The sequence below is a fragment of the Psychrobacter sp. T6-1 genome (assembly GCF_052258445.1).
Map to the genome: position 1 here is coordinate 1 of NZ_JBQQFC010000131.1, position 6,351 is coordinate 6,351.

Genomic DNA, 6,351 nt, shown 5'->3' on the forward strand with positions numbered 1-6,351 from the left:
TGTCTAAAGAGAACGTCTTACCATCGCAATCGACACCTTCTCAACCTAATATAGCGCCTGTTGAGACAAATCTAGAACCAACCATACAAAAACTGCAAGAGCCCAAAGTAATCGTCACCCCTGAGAGGTTTACTCAATTATTAAAAGAGTTAGATGAGATTGAGGTCATACAGACCGCAGGTACGGACGATTACAATCGCGCGCGTCGGGTACTCGATCAATTTGAGCAGCATATTGCTAAGCAAAATAAACCGCGCCACGAGGTTCAGTTCTCAAAGGCGCATCAATTAGCCCGCCAAAAAGCGGTGTCTGTTTTGCACTCTTCAGCCAATGCTGGCAATAGTGCCGCGATGCTACGACTGGCTATGTATGAGCTACTCGGTGAGGGTGTGTCCACAGATAAAGAGACAGGCATGACATCAGGAGTGCGTTTAATCGAGCAAGCGGCGAACCAAGATGACAGCCGTGCTCAGCGTCTACTGAGCAAACTGTATTATCAAGGAGTTGGGGTTGCGCAGGACGTCGACAAGGGTAAGTATTGGCTAGAGCAAGCGGCGGATAATGGTCATAGTGAAGCGGCAAGTGTGGTTGCGCAGTGGCAACAAGCCCAAATGCTCATAACCACACAAAAACAAGAACAACACAGTATCAAGCGTTATCAGGTACTAATCGGCGCTATCATCATTGTCGCACTATTATTAATTATTTTTGTCTAAGACAAAGCGCTCATAAGAGTTGCTACCACTTGTCATAAAATTGCATTAAAATAAGCGCGCTTGTCAAACTCTTCTTTATTCTACCTTTAACTGGGCTATTTTATGCCATCCTCTCATATGTCGCCATCAGACCCAGTAAGTCCAGTACTATCAACCGTGCAGGCCACGCATCAGCCGCCTTTTTATTATCGATTGGTTATTAGCTTATTAAAGCCTCTGTACCGTATACAAGTCTGGCGACGCTCGCACAAGAACGACAACTATCAGCAAGAAGTAGCGCAGCGTTTTGGCAAGCATTATCCGCCGCCTCCAGTATCCCAAGCTAATGATCAAAATTGTTCTGATCAAACCAGTCTTGTTAAAAACAGCCGTATGATAACTAACCCTCAATCCGTTATTTGGTGTCATGCCGTATCTTTAGGTGAGACTAATACCATCGCGCCACTGCTCGATGCCTTACTCGCAAAGGGCTACCAGATCTGGCTGACCAATACCACGCAGACAGGATTTGCACGCGGTGCTAGCCGTTTTGCTAATGATATCGCATCAGGCAGGCTGAGCCACAGCTATGTTCCCGTAGACACGCCTGCGGTGGTCGAGACGTTTTTGGCGCATGTAGAGCCTATTGCTGCACTGTTTGTCGAAACTGAGCTGTGGGCTAATATATTGAGCAAACTATCTGAGCACAAAATACCTAGCATCTTAGTGAATGGTCGTCTGTCTGCGTCCTCTTTTAAGCGCTATCAAAAGATAGAAGCGGTCAGCACGAGCATGATGGAGAATTTGACGCTGATCATCGCGCAAGATGATGAGTCGGCCAAACGCTTTCGTCAGTTAGGTGCGCAAAGCGCGCAGATTCGGGTGGCAGGCTCGCTCAAATGGGTCATAAATACCCCGCAGATCACAGCAAAAAATACTCAAGCGACAGTTGAGATTGAGGATAAGACAAAAAACAAGGCCCTAAAAAAAGAGCCCAACGTTACATCTGCTGCTAACACAGAACGAGACGCATTAGCGCGTCCCATTTGGGTAGCGGCGAGTACCCATAGTGGTGAGGAAGCAGCAGCTTTGACGTTGCATACACGATTGCTAGCAGAATCAGCGCTTCATAAGGTTTTACTTATCATCGTTCCTAGGCATCCTGAGCGCTTTGATGAGGTGGCAACGCTTATTAAAGCGTCAGGACTGACAATGGCACGGCGTAGTCTTGATGAGCAAATAACTGATCAGACCCAAGTATATTTGGCTGATAGTATGGGCGAGCTCATGCACTGGTATAAGCTCGCTGACGTAGCACTAGTCGGTGGCTCTTTGGTCGATATCGGTGGGCACAATCCAGTAGAGCCTGCTAGCGTTGGGACACCAGTACTGATAGGGCGCTATACACAATCGTGTCAGAGTGTGGTCGATAAATTGGCGAGCGCCGGCGCGCTGTATCAACCCTATAATCCTTATTATCAAGCTATCCATAAGCAGGATCGAGAGGCTTTGGATGATCAAACGACTGACGACACGCTGATTTATGAGCAACTAAAGCTATGGCTTAGTGAGACAGAACTGGCACTTACGGCAGGTAAAGCAGGCAAAACAATGACATTAGAGCAGCAGTCTGTCTTGACGCGGCAACTGTCTATGATTGAAGAAGTTATAGAAGAGTATTCAGCGATAAAGGCTTAAATTATCTTTATCCTTAAAAGCCTTTATGCTTATAAGCCTTATATCCTTGAAAGCTTATAAATCAATTTACTGAAAACGGCATTTTACATGAACTGTATTTTATTACCCGCAGCCAATATCACTTTGCCGACTGCAGTCATTGATGATGCTAAGCAGATTGAACATATTGACAAAGTGCTTGGGCTAAAAGTAGGGGATAGCCTAAAAATAGGGCAACTTGGCGGTAATATTGGTAGCGCTATTATTGAACACATAACGCCGCTTCAGATTAGTCTTTTTGATGTTACCTTGACCGTTGAGCCGCCACCTAAGCTCAATGTTAGCGTGGTTTTAGCCTTGCCACGTCCAAAAGTGCTGCGCCGTTTAATAATGGATATGACCGCCTTAGGCGTTCGCGACATCATATTGGTTAACAGCTATCGTACGCAAAAGAGCTATTGGCAAAGTCCAATGCTTAATCGTCTCGATGAGTTTGTACTAGAGGGCTTACAACAAGGCGTTGACACCACCGCGCCTAGTATCACGCTAGAAAAACGCTTTAAACCTTTTGTCGAGGACAAACTTGCAGACTTAATCACTACAGGCGCTATCGTCGCGCATCCTTATAGCGAGGTGTCATTGACGCAATATATGCAAACGCTGTGTAATGAGACAAATTTACAGCTACTACCTTCTGTCGTCTGTATCGGTAGCGAGGGCGGTTGGATTGATTATGAGATTGACCTGCTTGCCAAACAAGGCTGTCAAGCGGTTAGCATGGGGTCACGGATACTGCGTACTGAAGCGGCGGTCAATGTGATCTTGGGGCAGTGGTTACTAAGTTAAAACTATCCGTAAACTCAGTTAAAAGCCTACCTTATATATCAGTAAAACACGTAAACTATAGATAGCAGATTGTGCTAAATAAATGTATTGATAATTAATCTCATTTAGATTAGTATGTTGTTTTCGGACTTTTGGGTCTGATTTTTTATTTATTTATTTATTGCATTCTATAGATAGCAGCTTCTATCAAAAGCCTCTATAACGACGAGCATTACTGCGGAGATAACCATGTCAATTAGCGCTACGAGCATCAGCTTGCCCTCGACCAAAATTTTATCTGTTGCTGTATTTGGGGCAATGTTAGGATTAGCGGGTTGTAATAATGCCTCTACTCCTGAAACGAGTGTTGATAGCGAGACGCCAGCTACTGAAACTGAGGCTACTGAAACCGTAGCGACTAACAGCAATGAGCCTACGGTAACTGTTTACTCATCTCGTAACGAGCAGCTGATAAAACCCCTTTTAGATCGCTATACCCAAGAGACAGGTATCGAGGTTGAGCTAGTCACTGACAAAGACGGTCCGCTTATGGCGCGCCTGCAAGCTGAAGGTGACAACACGCCAGCCGATATGCTATTGACTGTCGATGCGGGTAACTTATGGCAGGCAGGACAGCAAGGTCTCTTGCAACCTGTCGCATCAGAGGTGCTAACGGCAAACGTTCCTGCCAAATACCGTGATCCAAAAGGTCAGTGGACGGGTTTATCATTACGCGCGCGTACTATATTCTACGATCCAAGCAAAATTGATGCCGAAGAGTTGTCTACCTATGCTGACCTGGCCGATCCAAAATGGAAAGGTAAATTATGTCTGCGCACCTCTAAAAAGGTTTATAACCAGTCCCTAGTCGCCAGCATGATAGAGCACTTAGGTGAAGAGCAAACTGAAGCGGTCATCCGCGGCTGGGTGGATAACCTTGCAACGGATGTCTTTAGCGATGATACCAGCTTGCTTGAGGCAATCGCTGCTGGTCAGTGTGAAGTCGGTATCGCAAACAGCTACTACTATGGTCGTCTGCTCGATGAAAAGCCTGATTTCCCTGTTAATATATTCTGGGCCAATCAAGGTGGAACGGGTACTCATGTGAATATCTCTGGCGCAGGCGTGGTCGCAGGCTCAGACAATCCAGATGGCGCGCTGAAACTGATGGAATGGTTGTCATCTGATGAAGCACAGGGTATCTATGCCAGTGCTGATAAAGAATATCCTGTCAAAGCAGGCGTTGATGAGTCGGATATGCTCAGATCTTGGGGCACGTTTAAACAAGACGATATCAATGTACAGAAATTTGGTGAGCTACAAACTGGGGCTATCCAAATGATGGATAAAGCGGGCTATAAATAACAGTAAAAAATAAAAGCAAATAGGGATTATCGGTAATAAAAGCACTCTCATCTAGCTTTATTTATATACAATAGAGATAGATGAGGAATATACCGAAAACGTCTTGCAAGGTAATACTATTAATAAGTTAGATATCCGCCAAAAGCGCGCCAGCAGCCGTGACTATACGGTTGTGCAGCGCATTTTATCGAAATCAGTCTTAGGGCTGATTTCGTTGTTTATGCTGGTGCCGATTTTGATTGTGCTGCTGTCATGGACACAGCCAGTCGCTGATATCTGGACGCACATGGCAGATTACGTATTGCCACAAGTGCTCAAAAATACCGCTATCTTACTGGTTATGGTCACGGTATTCTCTGGCAGCATCGGGACGATATTGGCTTGGTTTACCAGTATGTACCGCTTCCCAGGGCAGCGCTTTTTTACGTGGGCGCTCATGCTACCGCTTGCGATACCCGCTTATGTCTTGGCGTTCGTCACCGTAGGTATCGTTGACTTTAGCGGGCCCTTGCAGACTTTTTTACGTGATGCTGGATTGACGACTGCCATACCATCAGTGCGCAACGTGTGGGGCGCAGGACTGATACTGTCGTTGGCCTTTTATCCTTATGTCTATCTGCTGGCGCGTCAAGCGTTTTTATCGCAAGGACGCCGTGCGATTGAAGCGGGGCAAATGCTAGGATTTAGCCGCAGTCGAGTGTTCTTTAGATTAGCATTACCGCAAGCGCTGCCGTGGATCATTGGTGGGTTGCTACTTGCTTGTATGGAGACCTTGGCGGACTTTGGCGCGGTATCGGTATTCAATGTCGATACCTTTACCACTGCTATTTATAAGGCTTGGTTTGGGTTTTTTAGTTTAACGACCGCCGCCCAACTTGCCGCGTTATTAATAGGTGTGGTGTTTATCGTCGTGCTCTTTGAGCAATATTGGCAAGCGCGGCGCAGCAACGTAGTGACGCAAGGTAGCAACCGACGTTTTGACAGCAGTAGCGCAAGCAAACTGGCGATGACGCTGTTTTGTACGACCGTGTTTTTGGTTGCGTTTTTGATACCGTTTTTGCAGCTGATTTATTGGACTGCGATGAATTATCAAGAAGATTTTGATGCGCGTTACATCGATTTTGTGACCAATAGCTTGATGATTGCTAGTATGACCACCTTGCTCATCGCGTTTTTTGCTATCATTATCGCTTGGATAAAACGTCAGTATCCAGATAAAATCACCAAGCTTTTGACTACGTTAGCTAACCTAGGCTACGTCGTCCCAGGTACGGTGCTGGCGGTCGGGGTGTTTATTCCTATTGCATGGCTTGATAATCAACTCATTGCCTTTGGCATTACCTCAAAACAGTTTCTCTCAGGTAGCGTGATTGTCATGCTGCTAGCGCTATCAACGCGGTTTTTGACCGTTAGTTTTCAGCCTATAGATCGACAACTTCAGCGCTTGACTGTCAATCAAGAAGCGGCTGCCAAACTACTTAGCGACAGTCCATTACAGCGCTGGCGACGAGTGGTGCTGCCTGTGCTCAGTCCTGGCGTGCTTACTGCGCTGCTTATGGGTTTCGTTGAAGTGATGAAAGAGATGCCGATCACGCTTATGACGCGCCGGCAAGGCTGGGATACCCTAGCGGTGCGCGTGTTTGAAATGACCAGCGAAGGCATGTGGGCGCGAGCAGCGCTACCGAGTTTACTCATAGTACTCGTAGGTCTTATTCCCGTTTGGATACTGCTAAGACAAAGCGAAAAACAAGGCTAGTATTTAGCTTCAATATAAATATTTACTAATTAC

The 6,351-nt window shown here is 46.2% G+C and carries 5 protein-coding genes; all 5 read left to right on the forward strand.

Features of this window, described 5'->3' with window-relative positions; genetic code table 11:
* A partial coding sequence (locus tag ACTXGO_RS08270) for a tetratricopeptide repeat protein (protein WP_443574012.1) occupies nucleotides 1-716 on the forward strand: 716 nt, incomplete at its 5' end.
* Nucleotides 717-818: 102 nt separating this feature from the next.
* Nucleotides 819-2,393 (forward strand): 3-deoxy-D-manno-octulosonic acid transferase, encoded by a 1,575-nt coding sequence (locus ACTXGO_RS08275; RefSeq protein ID WP_443574014.1) that lies wholly within the window; start codon nucleotides 819-821, stop codon nucleotides 2,391-2,393.
* Nucleotides 2,394-2,480: 87 nt separating this feature from the next.
* Nucleotides 2,481-3,218, forward strand: a complete 738-nt coding sequence (locus ACTXGO_RS08280) for a 16S rRNA (uracil(1498)-N(3))-methyltransferase (protein ID WP_443541444.1) — start codon at nucleotides 2,481-2,483, stop codon at nucleotides 3,216-3,218.
* 228 nt (nucleotides 3,219-3,446) lie between these two features.
* Entirely contained in the window at nucleotides 3,447-4,562 is a 1,116-nt protein-coding gene (locus ACTXGO_RS08285; RefSeq protein WP_317199974.1) for a Fe(3+) ABC transporter substrate-binding protein, read from the forward strand.
* A gap of 133 nt (nucleotides 4,563-4,695) precedes the next feature.
* Nucleotides 4,696-6,318: an ABC transporter permease gene (locus ACTXGO_RS08290; RefSeq protein WP_443574016.1), complete on the forward strand. Its 1,623-nt coding sequence runs from the start codon at nucleotides 4,696-4,698 to the stop codon at nucleotides 6,316-6,318.
* Nucleotides 6,319-6,351 lie beyond the last annotated feature (33 nt).